18 protein-coding genes and 1 riboswitch are annotated in these 17,602 nt (G+C 64.5%); of the genes, 5 read left to right on the top strand and 13 right to left on the bottom strand.

The features are described 5' to 3' along the window. Positions 1-23 precede the first annotated feature (23 nt). The 6 genes from MQW79_RS16925 to MQW79_RS16900 all read right to left on the bottom strand — a co-directional run bounded on the left by MQW79_RS16925 (position 24) and on the right by MQW79_RS16900 (position 7,440). Positions 24-4,082: a cobaltochelatase subunit CobN gene (locus tag MQW79_RS16925; protein ID WP_476585633.1), complete on the bottom strand. Its 4,059-nt coding sequence runs from the start codon at positions 4,080-4,082 to the stop codon at positions 24-26. After that, positions 4,082-4,522, bottom strand: a complete 441-nt coding sequence (locus tag MQW79_RS16920) for a hypothetical protein (RefSeq protein WP_476585632.1) — start codon at positions 4,520-4,522, stop codon at positions 4,082-4,084. The genes MQW79_RS16925 and MQW79_RS16920 overlap by 1 nt, the downstream gene beginning before the upstream one ends. Continuing rightward, positions 4,519-5,568, bottom strand: coding sequence for a cobalamin biosynthesis protein CobW (gene cobW, locus MQW79_RS16915; protein ID WP_476585631.1), 1,050 nt, complete (start codon positions 5,566-5,568; stop codon positions 4,519-4,521). Before cobW ends, MQW79_RS16920 begins: the two co-directional genes overlap by 4 nt. Beyond that, on the bottom strand, positions 5,565-6,299 hold the full coding sequence (locus MQW79_RS16910) for a CbtA family protein (protein WP_476585630.1): 735 nt from the start codon (positions 6,297-6,299) through the stop codon (positions 5,565-5,567). The genes cobW and MQW79_RS16910 overlap by 4 nt, the downstream gene beginning before the upstream one ends. Positions 6,300-6,345: 46 nt before the next feature. Next, entirely contained in the window at positions 6,346-6,528 is a 183-nt protein-coding gene (locus MQW79_RS16905) for a CbtB domain-containing protein (protein ID WP_476585629.1), read from the bottom strand. 52 nt (positions 6,529-6,580) lie between these two features. After that, positions 6,581-6,796: riboswitch (cobalamin riboswitch) on the bottom strand. A 20-nt stretch (positions 6,797-6,816) separates the two neighbouring features. Beyond that, complete coding sequence (locus tag MQW79_RS16900) at positions 6,817-7,440, bottom strand: hypothetical protein (RefSeq protein ID WP_476585628.1); 624 nt, start codon at positions 7,438-7,440, stop codon at positions 6,817-6,819. A 107-nt stretch (positions 7,441-7,547) separates the two neighbouring features. Here MQW79_RS16900 and MQW79_RS16895 point away from each other — a divergent pair, with 107 nt between their 5' ends. After that, positions 7,548-7,802, top strand: coding sequence for a DUF2164 domain-containing protein (locus MQW79_RS16895; RefSeq protein WP_476585627.1), 255 nt, complete (start codon positions 7,548-7,550; stop codon positions 7,800-7,802). An 86-nt stretch (positions 7,803-7,888) separates the two neighbouring features. Continuing rightward, positions 7,889-8,245: a DMT family protein gene (locus MQW79_RS16890; protein ID WP_476585626.1), complete on the top strand. Its 357-nt coding sequence runs from the start codon at positions 7,889-7,891 to the stop codon at positions 8,243-8,245. Between the two features lie 117 nt (positions 8,246-8,362). On the opposite strand, the gene aztD is transcribed toward MQW79_RS16890, so the two are convergent. Together aztD and znuA are read right to left on the bottom strand one after the other, a co-directional pair. Beyond that, the gene (aztD, locus tag MQW79_RS16885) at positions 8,363-9,544 is read right to left on the bottom strand and encodes a zinc metallochaperone AztD (protein ID WP_476585625.1); all 1,182 of its coding nucleotides are present in this window, start codon (positions 9,542-9,544) and stop codon (positions 8,363-8,365) included. 234 nt (positions 9,545-9,778) lie between these two features. Beyond that, complete coding sequence (znuA, locus tag MQW79_RS16880) at positions 9,779-10,735, bottom strand: zinc ABC transporter substrate-binding protein ZnuA (RefSeq protein ID WP_476585624.1); 957 nt, start codon at positions 10,733-10,735, stop codon at positions 9,779-9,781. Between the two features lie 137 nt (positions 10,736-10,872). Between znuA and MQW79_RS16875 the strand changes: the two genes are divergently transcribed. The 3 genes from MQW79_RS16875 (at position 10,873) to MQW79_RS16865 (ending at position 13,059) form a co-directional block, all read left to right on the top strand. Continuing rightward, on the top strand, positions 10,873-11,697 hold the full coding sequence (locus MQW79_RS16875; protein WP_476585623.1) for an ATP-binding cassette domain-containing protein: 825 nt from the start codon (positions 10,873-10,875) through the stop codon (positions 11,695-11,697). A gap of 140 nt (positions 11,698-11,837) precedes the next feature. After that, complete coding sequence (locus MQW79_RS16870) at positions 11,838-12,656, top strand: metal ABC transporter permease (RefSeq protein WP_476585622.1); 819 nt, start codon at positions 11,838-11,840, stop codon at positions 12,654-12,656. Further along, positions 12,646-13,059 carry a Fur family transcriptional regulator gene (locus MQW79_RS16865; protein ID WP_476585621.1) on the top strand — a complete coding sequence of 138 codons (414 nt, stop codon included), beginning with the start codon at positions 12,646-12,648 and terminating at the stop codon, positions 13,057-13,059. The genes MQW79_RS16870 and MQW79_RS16865 overlap by 11 nt, the downstream gene beginning before the upstream one ends. Positions 13,060-13,175: 116 nt before the next feature. On the opposite strand, the gene MQW79_RS16860 is transcribed toward MQW79_RS16865, so the two are convergent. The 5 genes from MQW79_RS16860 to lspA form a co-directional block, all read right to left on the bottom strand. Then, positions 13,176-13,553, bottom strand: a complete 378-nt coding sequence (locus MQW79_RS16860; protein WP_476585620.1) for a GFA family protein — start codon at positions 13,551-13,553, stop codon at positions 13,176-13,178. A 118-nt stretch (positions 13,554-13,671) separates the two neighbouring features. Then, the gene (rsmD, locus tag MQW79_RS16855; RefSeq protein ID WP_476585619.1) at positions 13,672-14,226 is read right to left on the bottom strand and encodes a 16S rRNA (guanine(966)-N(2))-methyltransferase RsmD; all 555 of its coding nucleotides are present in this window, start codon (positions 14,224-14,226) and stop codon (positions 13,672-13,674) included. Positions 14,227-14,351: 125 nt separating this feature from the next. Then, positions 14,352-16,124, bottom strand: a complete 1,773-nt coding sequence (locus MQW79_RS16850; RefSeq protein WP_476585618.1) for a pseudouridine synthase — start codon at positions 16,122-16,124, stop codon at positions 14,352-14,354. A gap of 127 nt (positions 16,125-16,251) precedes the next feature. Further along, positions 16,252-16,950, bottom strand: a complete 699-nt coding sequence (locus tag MQW79_RS16845) for a hypothetical protein (protein WP_476585617.1) — start codon at positions 16,948-16,950, stop codon at positions 16,252-16,254. 85 nt (positions 16,951-17,035) lie between these two features. Beyond that, a complete protein-coding gene (lspA, locus tag MQW79_RS16840; protein WP_476585616.1) occupies positions 17,036-17,602 on the bottom strand; it encodes a signal peptidase II in 567 nt (188 codons plus the stop codon).

Here is a 17,602-nt window from a genome sequence, read left to right as displayed (position 1 = left end):
GAAGGGCTTTTCGGGCGTGTCGGTCATGGCGTGTCCTCCAGATAGACAAAGACGGAATTGGAGCGGGGCGACCAGAGGCCGCGCTGTCGGGCTTCATTGAACTTGGCAATCAGCTCGTCATAGCCGAAGCGGTTGGACGCCTTGAGGAAATCACGCACCGTATCGTCCTCGACAAAGGCCTCGAAGGCCAGATCGAAGTGGTGGGTTTTCACCGCGCCCGACGTCGCGGCGAAGGCGAACATGAAATCAACCGTGGCGATGATTTCAAAGGCGCCGCGATAGCCGTGGCGCATCATGCCGGCGAGCCATTTCGGATTGACCACGCGCGAGCGCATGACGTGGCTGATTTCCTCCTCCAGCGTACGAATCTTCGGCCTTTCCGGGCGGGAATGGTCGTTGTGATAGGCGGCAGGCTTCACGCCGGATAGCGTTTCGGCGGCGACGGAAAGCCCACCTTCGAACTGGTAGTAATTGTCTGAGTCGAGCAGGTCGTGCTCGCGATTGTCCTGATTGTGGATGACGGCGTCGATGGTGCCGAGGCGGGCGCGGCAACGATCCTGCATGGGCAGGCCCGCCATGGTGGCGCCATAGGCATATTGGCCCCAGCTCAGCGCGGCTGCGGCAAGGTCGGCCTTGCCTGACCATTTGCCGGTGTCTATGAGCTGGCCGAGCCCTACGCCATAGGTGCCGGGTCTTGAGCCGAAAATTCGGGCGCCGGCTTCCAGGGACGCTTCGCGTTCCGACTGGCCCGACGCCATCAGGCCCAGCGCTTCGGCGCGCATTCTGGCAGCGATGGGATTGTCGTCCTCGGGTTCGTCCAGCGCACCGATGGCTCTCACCGCGCGGTCGAACAGGGCGATCTGGGCAGGGAAAGCGTCGCGGAAGAAGCCGGAAATCCTCAGCGTGACGTCGACGCGCGGGCGGCCGAGTTTGGCCAGCGGGACGATCTCATAGCCCGATACGCGGAGCGAGCCGGGATCCCAGGTGGGCCTGGCGCCGATCAGCGCCATGGCCTGGGCAATGTCGTCGCCCCCGGTGCGCATGTTGGCCGTGCCCCAGACCGAGAGGGCAACGGCGCGCAGATGATGTCCATGATCCTGCAGGTGGCGCAGGACCAGGCTTTCGGCGGATTTGCGGCCCAGCTCCCACGCACTGGGCGTGGGCACGGCGCGGGCATCGACGGAGTAGAAATTGCGGCCCGTGGGCAGCACGTCGAGCCGCCCGCGCGAGGGCGCGCCGGAGGGGCCGGGGGCGATGAATTTTCCGTCGAGTGCATCGAGGAAGGCTGACATTTCGGCCGGGCCGGAGGCGGCGAGGCGCGGCTTGATGAGGGTTTCGACGGTGTCGAGAACGGCGCGCGTGGCGGGCCAGTATTCGGGGCACGCCATGGCGCCGGAGACGAGGTAGGCGGCGAGGTGTTCGAGGTGTTCGACGACTTGGCCAACGGTGCGTGGCCCACCCCCACCCTTGATCCCTCCCCACAAGGGGGAGGGAGACGAAGGAGCGGATGCCTCCACGCTCACGGTTCCGCCCTCGGACTTGATCCGAGGGCCTGCCGCAGCATCCACAGGGCTGTGAGCGGCTCTCGGGTCGAGCCCGAGGGCGGTGCAGTGGGTGGTAGAGATATCGAGATGAGGCCCGGTCCAGGGCTCGCCGAGCTTGGCCGTCAGCGGGTCAAAGCCGAGTTTCAGGTCATCTGCCAAGGCGCGGATCAGCGAGTTGTCCCCGGGGGATTCACCGCGTGGCACTCTGGCCAATGCGACGGCAAGGTCTCGCGCCATCCCTCCCTCTGGCGAAGACCCGAAGACATGCAATCCGTCGCGAATCTGCGCTTCCTTCAAGTCACAGAGGAAGTTGTCGATCTTGATCAGGGCCTCGGTCTCGCCTTCGGGCAGACCGATGTCCTGATCGAGGCGGCTGTCGGCAACGAAATCGAGAATGCGTCGCCGGAGATCGGCGAGCCGCCGCCGGTCCATGCCTGAGGCGGCATAGTATTCGTCGAGGAGCGCTTCGAGGTCCTTGAGCGGTCCATAGGTTTCGGCGCGGGTCAGCGGCGGCACCAGATGATCGATGATGACGGCGCCGGTGCGACGCTTGGCCTGCGTGCCCTCGCCCGGATCGTTGACGATGAACGGATAGAGATGGGGCAGCTGACCCCAGAGCGCATCGGGATAGCAATCGGCATCGAGCGCCGCCGACTTGCCGGGAAGCCATTCGAGCGTGCCATGCTTGCCATTGTGAATGAGCGCATGGGCGCCGAAGTCGTGGCGCAGCCAGAGATAGGCGGCAATGTAGGCGTGCGGCGGGACCAGATGGGGATCGTGGTAGTTCGCGGTCTCGTCGAGCTGCCAGCCGCGCGCGGGCTGGAGCAGGATGGTGACATTGCCGAAGCGATGGGCCGGGAGGTGGAAGGCGGCTTCACGGATGAAGGGGTCGGTTGCGGGATCGCCCCAGCGGGCGGTGACGGCGGCGCGGATTTCCTCGGGGAGAGCGGCGAAGAGTTCGGCATAGCGGGCGAGCGGGAGCACGGCGCCGGAAGAGCCGCGCTGCGGATTGGCGTTGGTGGGGCCGGATTGAAGAAGGGCGATGAGGTCGGTGGAGGAAGTCGGATAACCGCCGTCGGCAGTCGCTTCGGCATCCCCCTCACCGACCCGGCTTTGCCGGGCCACCTCTCCCCGAGGGGGAGAGGAATAAGAGGAGCCGAGTTCATATCCCGCCCGCTCCAGTTCCATCAGCATGCGCACGGTCGACTCCGGTGCGTCGTAGCCGACGCCGTTGGCGAGGCGGCCGTCGCGGATGGGATAGTTGGCAAGGACAATGGCGATGCGGCGGTCGGCTCGTGGCGTGGCGCGGAGGCGGGCCCAATTGAGGGCAAGGTCGACGGCGCGGCTGATGCCGCCGTGGTCAGGCGCATAGGCCGAGAGCGGAACCTGGCAGCGCTCGTGCCAGACGGCGTCGGCCTTGTGGCCCACCAGCAGCCCGCCGATGCGGCCATCAACTTCGGGCATGACCAGATACATGGCCATGTCTTTCGACGAGAGGCCCTGCGGGTCGGCTTGCCACTGCGCCTCGGAGCGACCGGACTGGATGAGCTGGATGATGGGGGCGTCGGTGCCCGAGAAGGGATTGGCCTTGTCGTCGAGATCGGCCACGCCCAGCGCGAAGGCGGTAAGATTGAAGATGGCCGCGGGTGGGAAGGCGGCGAGCGCGTTCTGCACGAAGCGGACGCAGGGCGCTTCCTTGAGCGAGGAGACCAGCAGCGGCACGGGGGCGAGGCCGCGGCCCTCGAGTTCGGCGATCAGGGCTTCGAGCGTGGCGGTGCCGGCGCCTTCGAGGGCGGCTCGGTAGAAGAGGATGGGGATGTGGGGAGCATTGGCGGCGTGCAGGGCGCGAAGACCCGTCTCATCGGTCATGCCGGATTTGGGGTGCCAGAGGCCGAAGCGGGGGAAGGGCTTTGGTAGTGTGCCTGATAGGAAGGCCCCCTCACCCGCCCTTCGGGCACCCTCTGCCACGAGGGGAGAGGGAGGCATCGCAGAAGCGGCACTCTCCCGGCTTTCCTTCTCCCCTTGTGGGAGAAGGTGGCGCGCAGCGCCGGATGAGGGGTTGGCCAACGCCGACAACGCAGACAGGATCGCGTCGGCATTGTCGGGGCCGCCTGATATGAAGAGGCGGTGGAGGGTGGTCCAGTCATCGGGGTGGATGGTCGACCGCGACTGCAGGATCGGGTCCGGATTGGCGTCGCCAGGGAGCAGGACCAGCGGAATGCGCTTCGTGGCGCAGAGGGCGGTCAGTTCGTCGACCCCATACTGGAAATAGGCGGCGCCGCCGATGAGGCGCAGGACGACCAGCCTGGCATGGGCGACGGTTCTCTCCAGCCACATGTCGACGGAAAGATTGTTGGAAAGCCTGAGCGTATTGGCGAGGCGGAGTTCGGCCTCCCCTGCCCGGTCGGCGGCGCCGGCCAGCATGGCCAGTTCGCTATCGGCAGAGGACGCAAAAATGTAGGCGCCGGGGGACTGGGCGAGGTCGATGGCCTCGCCTTCCTGCTGGATGGCGCCAGCCTGAGCGGAAAGGAGATGCATCAGGCCGGCCTCGACCGGAAGGGCATGGCGGTGACAGCCAGAGCCACGGCCCCCACGAAGGCACCCATCGCTACGATCGGGACGGCGAGGATGAACTGACGCTCCAGCGCGGAGGTGGTCAGGGTGACGCCGATAGCGCCGCACAAGGCACCGATAGCCAGACATGCCAGGAGAAAAAGCGGCCAGGGCAAAGAGCACAGCCGTGGATAGGTCAACCAGAAGACGATGGCAGCAAGCAAGGCGGGAACAAGGCCGAGCAGATAGCTGAACACGACGAAAAAGACAGTCATGTCCGCATATTCAGAGGGATAGACCGCGGGTTGGTCGAGCAGCAGCTGCGGGGCCAAAAGGGCGAAGGCGCCCGCCAGCGGACCGAGCAGGACGATGGCGGCCAGACGGCCGCGTCCGGGTCTCTCGATGCTGGCGGGAAGCTTGGTCATGCAACGGCGTGCCGGAGGCTTTGGGAGATGGCAGCGCGATCAAGCGGGCTTTCGCCGATGACGACCAGCGAGGTCACCCTGGCTTCATCGGGCTTCCACGGCCGGTCGAAATAGGCGGTAACGCGCGGCCCGACGGCCTGGATGGCAAGACGGGCCGCGGCGCCCGGCACGGCGGCAAAGCCCTTCAACCTTAGCACATCATGGGCCCTGATCGTGTCCTCGATCGTGGCGAGGAGGTGATCCTTGCCCTGGATGGCGTCGAGCGTGAGCGAAAAGCTGTCGAAATCGTCGTGCTCGTGAGTTTCCCCGCCGTGCTCCAGCTCGTGATGGCTGGGGCGGTTGGCGATGTCGTCCTCGGAGGACATGCCGAGCCCGAGCAGCGCGGTGATGTCGACATGGCCATTGGCGGCTCTGATGACGCCGACGCCGGGCCGGAGTTCGGCGCGAATGTTCTTTTCGACCGTGTCGAGCATGGCGGCGTCGACAAGGTCGGTCTTGTTGATGATGACCATGTCGGCGGCGGAAAGCTGGTCCTCGAAAAGTTCGCCCAGAGGCGTCTCGTGGTCGAGCATTTCGTCCTTACGGCGCTGGGCATCGACCGCGGCTTCGTCGCTGGCGAACCGCCCTTCGGACAGCGCCGCCGCGTCGGCGACGGTGACGACACCGTCGATGGTCACCTGGGCCTTGATCTCGGGCCAGTTGAAAGCGCGGATCAAGGGCTGCGGCAGGGCCAGACCCGAGGTTTCGATGACGATATGATCGAACTTTTCGTCGCGGGCGAGCAGCGCCTGCATGGTTGGGATGAATTCATCGGCCACAGTGCAGCAGATGCAGCCGTTGGAGAGCTCGACCATGTCCTCTTCGCGGCAGGTCTCGTCGCCGCAACCGGCCAGGATGTCCTTGTCGACGCCAAGATCGCCGAACTCGTTGATGATCAGCGCGATGCGCTTGCCCTTGGGGGCATGCGCCAGCATATGGCGCACGAGCGTGGTCTTGCCCGCGCCGAGAAAGCCGGTGATGACGGTGGTAGGGATCTTGGCAGTCATGCGCGCGCTCCAGTTGGAATAGCGGCCGGACGGGCGGCCAGATAGTCGGCCATGCGGCCAAAGGCGAGGCCGAGCACGACCCAGAAGATGGCGCCATTGTAGAGCACGGCCGACACAAATTCGGCGGTGAGGCGCGGCGGCACGCCGGTGGGGTCGCTGGGGGCAACCGGAGCGGAGATGAGCTGGGGCAGCAGCACCAGGGCGACAGCAAGGGCCAGGGCCCAGGGCGCACGGAACTTCGCCACGACGATGAAGGCCGCGCCGGTGGAAAGGGCAGCGGTGAACCACCAGACCTGGCGGGCCAGCGTATCGGCCACCGGCATGCCGGGCATGCCCGGGGGCAGGCCGAGCGCGGGCGCGAGGGTGAAGGCGGCAAAACCCGCGACGCCCCAATAGAGGCCATTGGCGAAGGTGATCGGCAGGTTGAAGACCACCGAGACGGCGCCGATGATGAGCGCATAGCCCGCGGCCATCAGGATGTTGGAAACGACCGTATACGTTGTGCGCTCCAAACCATCCTGGGGCGCCCATTCGTCTTCGGCATGCTCATGGGCGGCGGCGGGCGCGGCTTCATCCGTGCCCTCGGCGTGGACATGAACTTCCGCGCCGGTGCCTTCATAGCTCTCGGCAGCGAAGATCAGCGGGGTGACGCGCCAGGCCTGGAAAGCCGATGTGGCCAAGCCAGCACAAAGGGCTGCGACCAGCGCAGCCAGAAACAGATTGCGGAACATTTTTCCCTCATTTTCCCAGAGGCGCCGGCGGCGCCGCAGCCCGGCCTCAGTGGCAGGGGAAGCCCATGGCGTGACGGGTGTCATGCGCGCCGTTGTGCAGGCGGAAGTCGCCGGCAAAACCGGTGCCGACGAGCAGGGTCATGCCCAGCATGAATGCCAGGACACCGGCGATGAGACGCTGGGACAGGGAAAGGGAATTGAGACCGGTCGAAACCGCAGGCGTATTCATATGGCACCCTCCGTGCGCGGAATAGGATGGACCGCAAAGGGTCCGATTATCCTGATTGCTCAGGGCAAGGGCAGGTCTCCTGGCTCACGGTGAATACAGCGCCCTCGCCTTCCCGGAATTCGACGAATCCAGTGGCAAATGAGAGCGCCCACCGCTTACAGTTGCGGGGGCAGCCACGGATTTGGTCCCTTATGGGTACGCCGCACCGTGTTCCCTTTTGATCCCCTTGCACAGTTACGCGCGGGGAACCTTTGCACTGTCAGGATTACGCCCTGGAGGCGGGCGGGGTCAATCGCGGAAATCGGGATGGGGATAGCCCAGGGACACCGCATAGACATAGGCGCCGACCGTTTCGAGCAGGGGCTCGGTGGACTGGAGCTCAACATCGCCATAGATCGCATCGGTATTGACCTTGACCGGCTCGTCGCCCGGCGTGAAGCGCACCGACAGGTAGCAGCCGCCCGGCAGCTCTGACAGGGCGCCGCTGGGGAAGCTGGCAAAACCGCCATAGTCCCAGCCAAAGCCATTGAGCCGGAAGGGTTCGCCATTGATGTCGGCCACTTCCACGACGGTCATGCCCTGGCGGATGCCACCGGGCGCGGCCAGGGTCGGTGGCAGGTCGACATTGCCCAGTCCCTCGCGCTTCTCCTCGTCCCACCAGGAAAATTCGAGCATGCGATCAGGGTCATCGGGATAGACCCTTGTGCCCAGCATTTCGGTTCCTTCCGGTCCGGGCACGGTGCCGGTCCAGACATTGTCGGCGCCATAGATTTCGATCAGCCTTGCCTCGGAACTATCCATGGCAAAGGCGCCCTCGCAGACTACCTGATCGCGCGGCGGTTTGTCCTTGGCGGCAGCGGGGGCAATGACAAGCGGCAGGGCGAGCGCGGCAAGCAGAAGGCGGGCGGGCATCTGACGGGATCTCCTCGGGCAGCGCCAGATTGGCGCAGGTTATGACGCCCGACAAGAAGCGACTCGCGATATGAACGGGCGCTGAACCCTTCATCGAGGCCCATTGCATGAAACCCATTACCTTCAGCCGCGAGGAAACCAAGGCCATTGTCGGGGAGATCCAGGACTATTTCCGCCACGAGCTCGACCAGACGATCGGCGCCATTCCGGCGGAAATGCTGATGCAGTTCTTCGCCGAAAAGATGGGCGCCTATTTCTACAATCGCGGGATCTACGACGCGCAGCTTCTGGTGCGCAAACAGCTCGACAATGTCAGCGACGAAATCTTCGCGCTTGAGCAGCCGACCAGGCACCTGCGTTAAGGGTTCTTGCCAAGATCGCGGCGGCGACGGAAGAGAAGCGAAAGCGGCCGTGACGCGGGCCGATTCGCTGCAATTCTGGTGATAAATTGGGCTTCAACTTTGCCACGCTCGCCCCAATCGGGCTGCTGATCGCCTCCAACATCTTCATGACCTTTGCCTGGTACTGGCACTTGAAATTCCACAGTTTCGCGCTGTGGGCCGTGGTGCTGATCAGCTGGGGCATAGCCTTTTTCGAGTATTGGCTGGCCATTCCGGCCAACCGGATCGGCCACGAGGTCTATTCGGCGGCCGAGCTCAAGACCATTCAGGAAGTCATTTCGCTCTCGGTCTTTGCGCTGTTCGCCGTGCTTTATCTGGGCGAGAAGCTCACCTGGAACCATGCCATCGGGTTCGGCTTCATCGGCCTGGGCGCCTTTTTCATCTTCAAGGGGCCGCTGAAGTAGGGCCAGCGACCCGCGTTAACCGTCATTGCCGGGCCTGCCCCGGCAATCCACCTTGCGAAAGCGTGGACCACCGGGACAAGCCCGGTGGTGACGATGGATGGCTAGAGCGTGCCTTATTCAGTGAACCGTGCCCGAGCCACCGACGGCGACGATGGTGTAGGGCAGACCGTCCACGGCAATGGCGCGCTCGATCTCGAAGCTTTCGGCGTCTACGACATGCACCTTGCCTTCATTGGGGTCGGTCACGGCGATGACGTCGCCGGCAACGGCCAGGCGCGGACGCGGCAGGCTCCATTCGCCATCCATGGAATAGGGCCCGGTGACGGTAACTGAGCGGACCAGTTCGCCCGTGGTGACGTCCAGTTGGCGCAACTGGCCGTCCTCGGTGAAGATATAGGCAAACTTGGGCCGCACCGGATCGGTGACGAAATGCACGCGGCGCGTGGGCAGGTCGACAAGGCGATAGGGTTCGGCTTCGGCAGGATCGACGATGACCACCTTGTCGGCCCCGTAATTGCCGAGGAAGTACTGCAGCCCCTGCCCGCCGATCAGTGTAGTCGACTTGCCTTCCGGCAGGCCGGCATAGTCGATTTTTTCGACCCTCGGCTCGCCCGAGCCGGAGATGACCAGCAGCCCATCGCCGCAACCCACAACAGTGATATTGCCAGAAGTGGCCTCGCCATGCAGGTCCGGGCACGGATGGGTGTCACCCACCACATTGCCCTCGGCATCGAGCACATTGAGACCAAGGCGCGGCTTCTTCTCGTCATCGGCATCGGCGACCGAAACCAGGGTAAAATCCCCCCAGGGAATGGCCACGCCATGATGGGCCGTGCCGCTATCGAGCACCGTGGTGGCCAGCGCGCCGTCATGCGCCCAGGCATAGGGATCGAACAGGTTCACGAGACCCGAGCCGTCGAAGAACATGGCGACCTTGCCGTCGTGTTCGACGAAATGGGCCGGTTTGTCGCCTGTGAGCGTGGCGTCCACCAGCCTGGGTTCGGTCACTTCGATGTCGCCATGGTCACCATGATCATCGATGGCGATGCCGGAATCGATGGCCGAAACCAGGTTTCCGGCCCCCTGCACGGCAAACACGGCGCCATCAGCGGCGTAGAGACTGGCAGGGCTAGCCAGCGCGAAGGTGGCGACAGCGTTCCCGGTTTCGAGATCGAGGGCCGTCACCTCCGGCGCGGTGTGATCGCCGATGAAGAGACGCCAGGCATGGGTTTTGTCGGCCAAAGCAGGAGCACTGAGCGCCGTGGCGGCAAGCAGGGCGAGAGAGAGAATTTTGTGCATTTTACCTCCGGTATGTTAGCACATTACGTCGCAAGGGACGCGAATGGGGGATGTTGGTTCTGAACAGGATGGGAGATGGACGTCGAGGGTGTCCCGGCGCGTGCCGACCCCTACCCTCAATCCCTCCCATCAAGGGGAGGAGGAGACAATGAACACCAGGGCGGCAGACTTTCGCCTCCCTCCCTTGATGGGGAAGGTCTTAGGGTGGTGTGATGGCGCGGTGCTGTGTTGAGCCTAGCCCAGGCAGTCCACCAGCCCGCTGGCGAGATCGCGCAGCAGCTGGTGATAGAGGTCCGGTCCTTCCGAGAGAGCCGAGCCTTCAGGGTCGAGCGTGCCGGCCCGGGCTTCGGTGCCCTCGACAATGGTGCTGACAATGGCGGGCTCGAAATTGGGTTCGGCAAAGACGCAGGTGGCGCCCAGATTGCTCACCTTGGCGCGCAGCTCGTCAATGCGGGCGGCTCCCGGCATGACGTCGGGCGAGACAGTCACGGTGCCGGCGACGGTGAGGCCGAAGCGGCTTTCGAAATATTGGTAGGCATCGTGGAAAACCACAAAGGGCTTGTCCGACAGGGGCGCCAGGGTCGCTGTCAGCTCGCTGGTGAGAGCGTCGAGGCGCGCCTGCTCTGCTTCGGCATTGGCCGCATAGGTGGCGGCATTGTCGGGATCGGCAGCCGACAGGCTGGCAGCGATCTGAGCAACCATCAGCTTGGCGTTTTCCGGATCGAGCCAGAAATGCATGTCACCTTCGCCATGCTCATGGGCGTGGTCATGCCCCTCATCGCCATGGTCATGGTCATGGTCGTGGTCTTCATCGGCATGCGAATGAGCCTCGAAGGCGCCACCTTCACGCAACGGCAGGAGGTCGATGCCGGGAGCTTCGGCCAGTTCAACCACAGTGGCCTGAGTGGAGAGGGTTTCGAGCGCTTCGCCCAAAAACAGTTCCATGCCGTGGCCGGTCCAGAAAACCAGATCGGCACTTTCGAGCGCGGCCGCATCGGAGGGACGCAGGGAGTAGGTATGGGGCGAGGCGGCGCCCTTGACGATAAGCGCGGGGGTACCGACCTCGCCCATGACCGATGAAACCAGCGAATGAACGGGCTTGGTGGAGGCGACGACTGCGGGCGCCGCCAAGGCGGTGCCGGCCATCAGCAGGGTGGCCATGGTTGCAAGGGAAAGGGTGAACTTTTGCATCGTCTGGCCTCTTGGCAAGGGAAGGTTCGGAAGCGATATGTTATGTTATTACGCTTGCAGCCGTGTTATGCTATAACGTATTGAGAGGCGTCAAGCGGGCTTGTGGAAAATTCGCGCCGCCCACCGCAGGTAGAATTATGAATGCAATTGCCCCCAAGGAAACCCTGATCACCCTGTCGCAGGCCGGCGTCCGCAGCGGCGGGCGCGTGATGGTGGAAGGCGTCGACCTGACCATTGCCCGGGGCGAAATCGTCACGCTGATCGGGCCCAATGGCTCGGGCAAGTCGACCACGGCCAAGATGGTGACCGGTGTGCTGAAGCCGAGCATGGGCACCGTCACCCGCAAGGCCGGACTAACCGTGGGCTATGTGCCGCAAAAACTCTCCATCGACTGGACCCTGCCACTGACGGTCGAGCGCCTGATGACGCTGACCGGCCGACATTCGCCCCAGGCGATCATGTCGGCCCTCGAGGCCGTCGGCGCAGCGCGACTGCTCAAGGCGGCGGTGCAGGAGCTCTCGGGCGGTGAATTCCAGCGCGTGCTGTTCGCCCGGGCGATGATCCGCAAACCGGATCTCCTGGTGCTGGACGAACCGGTGCAGGGCGTCGATTTTTCCGGCGAGGTGGCGCTCTACCAGCTGATCCGTCAGATCCGCGACACGACCCAGGCCGGCATCCTGATGATCTCGCATGACCTGCATGTGGTCATGGCTGAGACCGATACGGTCATCTGCCTCAATGGCCATGTCTGCTGCCGGGGTACGCCCAATGCGGTCAAGACCAGCCCCGAATATCTGAGGCTTTTCGGCGACCGCGCCGGTTCGGCCCTGGCGCTTTATGAGCATCATCACGACCATGAGCACCATGACGATGGCTGTGTGGTCGGAGCACATGGCGAGCATGAGCATCCGCATGGCGACAATCACCATCACGAGCATGGGGAGCACAAGCATGCGCATTGAGTTTGCCGGGTCACCCCACCCTCATTCCCTCCCCATCGAGGGGAGGGAGGCGCAGGGCGTTAGCGGCAGTGTTCATCGTCTCCCTCCTCCTTGTGGGGAGGGATCAAGGTTGGAGGGTCTTGGAGAGCTGGGGGCAAACCATGTTCGGTGATTTCTTCTCCCGTGCGCTCGTGGCCGGCATCGGCCTTGCGGTCGTTACCGGGCCGCTGGGCTGTTTCGTGGTTTGGCGGCGAATGGCCTATTTTGGGGATACGATGGCGCATTCGGCGCTACTGGGTGTCGCCCTCTCCATCCTGCTATCGGTCAATGTGACGCTGGGCGTGTTCGCTGTGGCGGCGCTGGTGGCTGGAGCATTGCTGTTGCTGCAGAAGCAGAACACGCTTTCCACCGATGCACTGCTGGGCATCTTGAGCCATTCGAGCCTCGCCGTCGGCCTCGTCATTGTCGGCTTCCTGACACAGGTGCGCATCGACCTCATGGGGTTCCTGTTCGGCGACATTCTCGCCGTGTCGGTGGAAGATATTGCCATCATTTATGGCGGCGGTGTCGCCATCATCACCATACTGGTGCTGAACTGGCGGCCGTTGCTGGCCGCGACCGTGAGCCCGGAACTGGCGGAGGCCGAGGGCCTGCGGCCGGAGGTCAGCCGTATCATTCTAATGTTGCTGATGGCATCCGTCATCGCTATTGCCATGAAGCTGGTGGGCGTGCTGCTGATCACCTCGCTGCTCATCATTCCGGCGGCGACAGCGCGGAGGCTCAGCGCCACGCCGGAAATGATGGCCGTGGTGGCGGCGGTGCTCGGCGCGCTTTCGGTGGTGGGCGGCTTGTTCGGGTCGCGCACCTGGGATACCGCTTCAGGACCGAGCATCGTGGTGATGGCGCTGGCGATCTTCCTTGTGTCGCTGACGGTGCCGACATCGCGGCTGTTTGGCAGGGGAGAAAACAATGGCGCATGATCATGCAATGCCTGCGGACCTGACCCGCAACCAGGAACTGGTTCTGGGCACGCTGAACCACGCCCCTGCCCCGCTCTCGGCCTATGATATTCTCGACCTGCTGCGCAGCGAAGGCCTGCGCGCGCCATTGCAGGTCTATCGCGCGCTGGACAAACTGGTGGAACGGGGCCTCGCCCATCGCCTGGAATCGCTCAATGCCTTCGTGGCCTGCGCCGACGAACATTGCCACCGCAAGGGGCTCATCGCCTTTGCCATCTGCGAAGGCTGCGGCAAAGTCGACGAATTCGCCGATGAAGTGATCGAGGAGCGCCTGGGCGGCTGGGCCAAAGCCACTGGCTTCAAGGTGGAACGCACGACCATGGAAATCCGCGGGCGCTGCGCGGAATGCCTCAAGGCGGCATGACCGCCTGGGCCACCTGTCCGGCGTCTCTGCCCGGCTCGGCGGGGCAATCCATCCTGAATGCGGAGATGGACCACCCCACCAAGGCGGAGGTGACGACGCTCGACAGACCGAGACCGTCAAGGATCTTCGGGGAACATCGGCACGCCTGGAATGGTGGGAAGCCAGGGCTCGCGGCGCTTGGCCCAGCCTTCCACAAGCGGCTTGATCCCATTAGGGGCGTCATCGAGCGTGCCGAGATGAATTTCGACCCCATCGTCACCGAGATTGAAGCAATGCGAGCCGCAACTCGGGCAGAACGAACGCCCCTCATAGGTTTCGAATGGACCGGTCTGGTTGAACTGATGCGGTCGCCAGTCGGCATAGTGCAGGAAAGCTGAGCCGGTGATTTTCCGGCAATCGGCGCAATGACATAGGCCGCCCTTGAACGGTTCGCCCCGCACTTCGTAACGCAGGTTGCCGCAGAGGCAGCCGCCGGTTCTTATCGTGTCCGCCATGGTGTTCTCCTTGTATGGAGAACACAGCGCGGAGAGGAAAGTTCACCTGCTGCCTCACCTCATCCGTCTCGCGCTATGCGCGATCTACCTTCTTCCAAGGGGAGCAGGGTGGGCCGGTTCAGCCCCAGCTGAGGAAACGCACTGCAGCGGCGCCGTATTCCCTCGTATCCTCGAGCTCAAAACCTGAGGGTATGGTCACCTCGGCCTCGACCGCTTCTTCCCATACGATCGTCGCGCCCGGCGCAATCCAGCCGTTCGCGGCGAGTTCGGCCAGCGCCTTTTCACCCAGCCCCTGATTGTAGGGCGGATCCAGAAAGATCAGGTCGAACTGCCCAAAGGTGCCGGGCGTGCCGAGCGCGGTCGCGTCGCGACGCAGTAGCTTGGTGATGCCGGCAGCGCCAAAGGCCTGGATATTATCGCGGATAAGGCCACGCGCCTCGGCGCCGGTGTCGACAAAGGTGACATGCTCGGCGCCCCGCGACAGCGCTTCGAGCCCCAGCGCGCCGGTGCCTGCGAACAGGTCGAGCACCCGCTTACCCACGAGCACCGGACCCAGCCGTGAGCCCAGGATATTGAACATCGACTCGCGGGCGCGGTCGGATGTCGGGCGGATGCTGTCGTCCGAGGGGGATGACAGCTGCTTGCCACGAAACTTTCCGGCGACGATGCGCATGGCGTGCTCCAGCTTGAAGAGATCGGGTTCCGGCGGGGCCGACGCCCCACCCTGCCTGCGCTACGGCTCCAAGGGCGTAGTTGCGGTACCCTCCCCACTCCGGGGGAGGGTGGCAGAACACTCGTTTAGCGGTCGTTGCGCGGCTTGCGCGGACCGGAAGGGCGATCACCGGAGGGACGACCGCCAGACGGGCGCCCGCCGGGCTTGCCTGCAAACGGCTTGCCGCCGGCGGGACGACCAGAGCGGTCACCCTGTGAGCGGTCGCCGTAGGGCTTGCCGGCGGGACGACCGGGACGGTCGCCCTGGGACTTGCCGGCATAGGGCTTGCGATCACCGAAGGGCTTGCCACCCGGTGCGCCGTCGCGGCGCTGCGGACGATCCTCGGAACGACTGTCGGAGCGCGGGCCCCGCGCCGGCCTGTCGCCGTAGGGACGGGCAGGCTTGTCGCCATAGGGACGAACGGGACGAGCGGAACGGTCGCCCTGGGGCCGATCACCGAAATCGCGCTTGGGACGATCGCCAAAGTCCTTTTTCGGGCGATCCGAGAAACCGCTACGCGCCGGCTTGTCGCCGTAGGGGCGCGCTGGCTTGTCACCGAAATCGCGCTTGGGGCGGTCACTGAAACCGCCACGGGCTGGCTTGTCGCCAAAGCTGCGCTTCGGACGATCCTCAAAACGGCCCTCAGGACGCGGGCCACGAGCGGTGCGATCGCTAAAGGGACGAGCGGGCTTGTCGCCATAGTCGCGCTTCGGTCGGTCGGAGAAATCGCGCTTGGGCCGATCACCGAAACCACCACGCGCCGGCTTGTCGCCAAAGTCACGCTTGGGCCGGTCGCCGAAGGACTTGCCGCCTTCACGCTCGGGGCGGGCAGCGGGCTTGCCGAAGGTGCGGGCGGGCTGATCGTCGCGATCAACGCGCGCGCGGCCAGGACCCTTGGGCTCATAGGCCTCGGGGGCGCGACCATCATCCTCGAAATGCACGCGGCGGGTGCGGACTGGACGGTCTTCGTCCCCAAAGCCGCGGCCGCCATCGCGGCCTGCAGGACGCGGACGCAGCGGCGAGCGGTCGCGCGGGGACCGCACGGGGCGGTCGTCACGCGGGGCCGGCTGAACCATGTCGGGTGCTTCGCTCTCGAAATCGACACCGGCGGATTCGGCCAACTTCTTGCCCAGCTGGTCACGCAGCATGCGCGACTTGACCATTTCCACCGCACCCTCGGCGAGATCGCCGAGCTGGAACGGACCATAGGAAATGCGGATCAGGCGGTTCACTTCGAGGCCCAGCGAACCGAGCACATTCTTGACTTCACGGTTCTTGCCTTCGCGCAGACCCAGAACCATCCACACATTGCTGCCCTGCTCGCGCTCGAGCGTGGCAGTGATGGGGCCATACTGGATGCCATCGACGGTGATGCCGTGCTTGAGGCTGTCGAGCTGGGCCTGGGTGACCGCGCCGAAGGCGCGCACGCGATAGCGGCGCAGCCAGCCGGTGGCGGGCAGTTCGAGGACGCGCTTCAGGCCACCGTCATTGGTGAGCAGCAGCAGGCCCTCGGTATTGATGTCGAGGCGGCCGACAGTGAGCACGCGGGGCAGGCCCTTGCGGTCAAGCTCCTCGAAAATGGTCGGACGCCCTTCGGGGTCCTTCTCGGTAACGACTAGGCCCGCGGGCTTGTTGTAGAGCCAGACGCGGGTGCCCTGGCGGGCGGCCAGCGGCAGGCCGTCGACCTCGATCTTGTCCTTGCTGGTCACGTTGAAGGCCGGGGTGATGACCTTCTTGCCGTTGACCGAAACGCGGCCATCGGCAATCCAGCCTTCGGCATCACGGCGCGAGCAGAGGCCGGCGCGGGCGATGACCTTGGCAAGGCGGTCGGCTTCGGGCTGTTTTGGGGTGTCGCTCATTGGAGCACTTTCTGACATGCGGGACCCATATGCCGGATGCGGGAGTGCAGCGGCGGGCGGCGCGGTAAAACAAGCAAAGCGGCCGGATGCTTCCGGCCGCCTCAAAATTGCAGGGGAGGGTCCCCGATCAGTTCAGCGTCGTCTCGCTGGTCGTGAGGCGCGCATCCTGCGTGGTGGCACTCGAGCCGGTCGGGCCGGACGTGCGCAGGGCCTTGCGGACCTCATCCGGGCAGCGGGCGTCCTGGAGCGGTACGAGCTCGCCCGAGGCAGCGCGGCAGACCAGCTGCGCATCGCCAACGCGGGTAAAGTATTCGGCCGGCGGCAGGTAGAGCGGACGCTGACCGCTGGCGGTAACCGTCATGTTGGCCTGCTGCATGCGAGCCGTCAGCTGCTTTGCCTCTTCCGCAGTCAGCGGACGGCCGCCCAGGGTGCGCATGTCGACGACCCGCGCATCGCGCAGCAGGCGCAGATCGGCCTCGCTCAGATTGGTCGTATCAATGCGCACCGTGTCGCTATTGGCCGGCAGCTGGGCCGAGGCAATATGGGTCGTGGGCGACGGCAGGCTTGCGTCGGCCTTGGGCAGAACCAGCGGCGCGCGCGCCACGGTCAGATCTTCCTTGGGGGCTTCGCCGGGAATCAACCCCACGCCGCGCGCCGTCGAACTCATGACCTCGCGCTCGAAAGTGCCAAGATCGGTCAGGGCATTGGTGCCTTCGACCGTGGTACAGGCAGCAAGCGCCAGCGTGGCCATCAGGCCAAGGGCGGCCAGGCCTGCCCTGGCAGCGGTCCGGATGGCAGCGCTCTGCCCCTTCGATGCAATACGCATGCAAGTTCCCTTACGATATCGGCGGCGCTTATAGCGCATTCCCTTCGCTAAGACCAGATTCTGGCAGCAAGGTGATTGAATGCGTTCAGGCTGGCTTCTTCGGCTTCCTGCGGGTCAGCCCGAAAAGGTCGACGAAGAGCAGAATGACGCCCAGCGTGATGGCCACATCGGCCAGGTTGAAAATGTAGAAGGACCACGTTCCCCAGTGGAAGTGGAAGAAGTCGGCCACGGCGCCGTATATCAGCCGGTCGATGGCATTGGAGAGCGCGCCGCCAAGGCACAGAGCGAGACCAAGCCGCACCAGGAAGTCCCTGGAGCGCCACCACCAGATGGTCAGCGCCACCATGGCCACAAACATGACCAGGCCGAGTGCCCAGACCGGCAGGCTATCGAGCAGCCCATAGGAAATGCCGGTATTCCAGACCAGGACATAATCGAAGAAAGGCGTGACCGAGATCATCTCCCCGCCTGACCAGCCGGTCATCGAGATAGGCTCGAAGAAATAGGGAAAGCTCACGCATACGGATTTGCCGATCTCGGCGCATTCGGCCGCGATGTGGAAACCCTTCTGCGCCCGGTCGAGGCCAAAGGCGATGACCGCCGCCATCAGGGAGGCGATCATCGTGGTGTCGATGCGTCGTATGCCGGCCAA

This window comes from Devosia sp. Micro-HW1, from assembly GCF_056341075.1.
The sequence above is the reverse complement of the archived record's forward strand: the minus strand, read 5'-3'. Positions and strand labels throughout refer to the sequence as shown.

Excerpts from the sequence above, each read along its gene's own strand:
- cobW (WP_476585631.1), bottom strand. The coding sequence starts at position 5,568 with ATGACTGCCAAGATCCCTACCACCGTCATCACCGGCTTTCTCGGCGCG.
- MQW79_RS16865 (WP_476585621.1), top strand. The coding sequence starts at position 12,646 with ATGGCGCATGATCATGCAATGCCTGCGGACCTGACCCGCAACCAGGAA.
- aztD (WP_476585625.1), bottom strand. The coding sequence starts at position 9,544 with ATGCACAAAATTCTCTCTCTCGCCCTGCTTGCCGCCACGGCGCTCAGT.
- MQW79_RS16900 (WP_476585628.1), bottom strand. The coding sequence starts at position 7,440 with ATGCCCGCCCGCCTTCTGCTTGCCGCGCTCGCCCTGCCGCTTGTCATT.
- MQW79_RS16870 (WP_476585622.1), top strand. The coding sequence starts at position 11,838 with ATGTTCGGTGATTTCTTCTCCCGTGCGCTCGTGGCCGGCATCGGCCTT.
- rsmD (WP_476585619.1), bottom strand. The coding sequence starts at position 14,226 with ATGCGCATCGTCGCCGGAAAGTTTCGTGGCAAGCAGCTGTCATCCCCC.
- MQW79_RS16905 (WP_476585629.1), bottom strand. The coding sequence starts at position 6,528 with ATGAATACGCCTGCGGTTTCGACCGGTCTCAATTCCCTTTCCCTGTCC.
- MQW79_RS16875 (WP_476585623.1), top strand. The coding sequence starts at position 10,873 with ATGAATGCAATTGCCCCCAAGGAAACCCTGATCACCCTGTCGCAGGCC.
- znuA (WP_476585624.1), bottom strand. The coding sequence starts at position 10,735 with ATGCAAAAGTTCACCCTTTCCCTTGCAACCATGGCCACCCTGCTGATG.
- MQW79_RS16925 (WP_476585633.1), bottom strand. The coding sequence starts at position 4,082 with ATGCATCTCCTTTCCGCTCAGGCTGGCGCCATCCAGCAGGAAGGCGAG.
- MQW79_RS16920 (WP_476585632.1), bottom strand. The coding sequence starts at position 4,522 with ATGACCAAGCTTCCCGCCAGCATCGAGAGACCCGGACGCGGCCGTCTG.
- MQW79_RS16910 (WP_476585630.1), bottom strand. The coding sequence starts at position 6,299 with ATGTTCCGCAATCTGTTTCTGGCTGCGCTGGTCGCAGCCCTTTGTGCT.
- MQW79_RS16860 (WP_476585620.1), bottom strand. The coding sequence starts at position 13,553 with ATGGCGGACACGATAAGAACCGGCGGCTGCCTCTGCGGCAACCTGCGT.
- MQW79_RS16845 (WP_476585617.1), bottom strand. The coding sequence starts at position 16,950 with ATGCGTATTGCATCGAAGGGGCAGAGCGCTGCCATCCGGACCGCTGCC.
- MQW79_RS16895 (WP_476585627.1), top strand. The coding sequence starts at position 7,548 with ATGAAACCCATTACCTTCAGCCGCGAGGAAACCAAGGCCATTGTCGGG.
- MQW79_RS16850 (WP_476585618.1), bottom strand. The coding sequence starts at position 16,124 with ATGAGCGACACCCCAAAACAGCCCGAAGCCGACCGCCTTGCCAAGGTC.